Here is a 1,990-nt window from a genome sequence, read left to right on the forward strand (position 1 = left end):
GGCGCCGTCCCCACCGAAGGACGGCCCAGCCCCGGCGCGCGCGCCCTCGGCTTCCCCGGCTCCGTCGCCGCCCGCTTCTCCGACACCGCACGCCAGGCCAGCGCCTTCCGCCGCGCCGGGCCCTACCTGGCCGTCACCTCGACGGGCTACACCGACGGCAGGACGGTCCGCGCTGAACCACCTCGGGCCGAACCACCGAGGGCCGAACCACCTGGGGCCGAACAACGTCAAACCGACCTGTTCACGGTTGCGCCGCAGCTCGCGGAGGCCATCCTGGCCGCGCTGACCGCCCCGGAGCCCGTCTCCTGCGCCGTTCCCGCGTACAGGTGCTGAAATCCGATGAGATCATGCGGGGAAGAGCGGACGGAGGCTTGACGGTGGCGGACCAGGTGGTGCTCGGCGGACGGTACGAGCTGGAGCAGATGCTCGGCAAGGGCGGGATGGGCCAGGTGTACCTGGCCACCGACAACCGGCTCGGGCGGAAGGTCGCGGTGAAGGTGCTGCCGCAGGCCCCCGCGGAGGATCCCGAAGGGGTCAAGCGGTTCCTGCGGGAGGCGCGGCTCGCGGCCACCCTCCAGCACCCCGGGATCACCGTCGTGCACGACGTCGACCAGGACGGCAACGTGCTCTACTTGGTCATGGAGCTGCTGACCGGCGACGACCTGGCCAAACTGCTGGAGAAGCACGCGGGCGGGCTGCCCAGCGGGCAGGCGATCGACCTGGCGATCCAGATCACCGAGGCGCTCGGCGCCGCGCACACCGCGGGCGTGATCCACCGCGACCTCAAACCGGCCAACGTCATGGTCGTGACGGGCGGACGCGCGAAGCTCTGCGACTTCGGCATCGCCAAGCACCTGTCGTCGGCGACGGGCCTGACCGGCAGCGGGGTGCTCGGCACCCCCGTCTACATGGCGCCCGAGCAGTTCCTCGGCAAGGACATCACCGCCAAGACAGACCTGTATCTCCTCGGCGGGATGCTGCACGAACTGTTCTGCGGGCAACCGCCCTTCCCGATCGACGAGGGCATCGAATCCCTCGTCCAGGGGCATCTGAAGTACGAGCCGAAGGGGCCGCGGCACCACAACCCGTCGGTGCCCGCCGAGGCCGACCGGCTCGTCAGGGACATGCTGGCCAAGGACCCCGCGGCCCGGCCCGCCGACTGCGCGGACGTCGTCCGGCGGCTCAAGGCGATCACTTCGGCGCCGGTGTCGAGCGTCCCGGCGCAGGCCGCCCCCGCCGCGCCGGTCGACGAGTACGAGCAGCTCTCACGGCGCGCGGCCCGCTACTGCCACGAAGGCCGGTTCGCCGACGCCGTCACGGCCGCCGAGCAGGCGTCGCACGGCCGCGCCCGGATCCTCGGGCCCGAACACCCCGACACGCTGAGCAGCCGGAACATCCTGGCCTCGGCGCTGTACCTGGCCGGACGCGCGGTCGAGGCCGAGGCCGTCGGACGGACCGTCGCCCAGTCCAGGACCAGGATCTACGGCCAGGACAACCCCAAGACCCTCCGGAGCTGGCTGCTGGTCGCCAAGATCCTCTACACGGTGGGCCGGGCTGGGGAGGCGCTGCCGATCGCCCAGGGCGTCTCACGGGACAGGGGCCGGCTGTTCGGTCCTGAGAACGCCGAGACCCAGGAGGCCCGCAACACCGAGGGCTGGACCCTGCACGCGCTCGGCCGCAACCCCGAAGCGCTGCCCGTCGCGTACGAGACCGCCACCGCGCGCGGCCGGCTGCTCGGCACCAAGCACCCCGACACGCTCGAGACGCGGCTGCTGCTCGGCCAGGTCAACCACGCGCTCGGCCAGCTCCCCAAGGCGCAGGCGATCGCGTCGGCGCTCCAGGCCGACTGCGTCGAGGTGCTCGGCCCCGTCCACCCGCTGACCACGAAGGCGCAGACCCTGTTCGTGGCCGTCGGCGGGCTCGGCTACCAGGCCCCGCCGGCGCCCTACTACCGGTGAGACGGGCGGGCGCCGCCGTCCTGGCGTCGGGG

1 protein-coding gene and 1 pseudogene are annotated in these 1,990 nt (G+C 72.7%); both read left to right on the forward strand.

The window, feature by feature from the left end:
* Positions 1–333 (forward strand): annotated as a pseudogene (locus tag ACYVE7_RS33160) (hypothetical protein); the annotation flags it as partial.
* A 44-nt stretch (positions 334–377) separates the two neighbouring features.
* The gene (locus ACYVE7_RS33165; protein WP_460370421.1) at positions 378–1,958 is read left to right on the forward strand and encodes a serine/threonine-protein kinase; all 1,581 of its coding nucleotides are present in this window, start codon (positions 378–380) and stop codon (positions 1,956–1,958) included.
* The last annotated feature ends 32 nt before the right edge of the window (positions 1,959–1,990 follow it).

Source organism: Actinocorallia lasiicapitis, assembly GCF_054778695.1.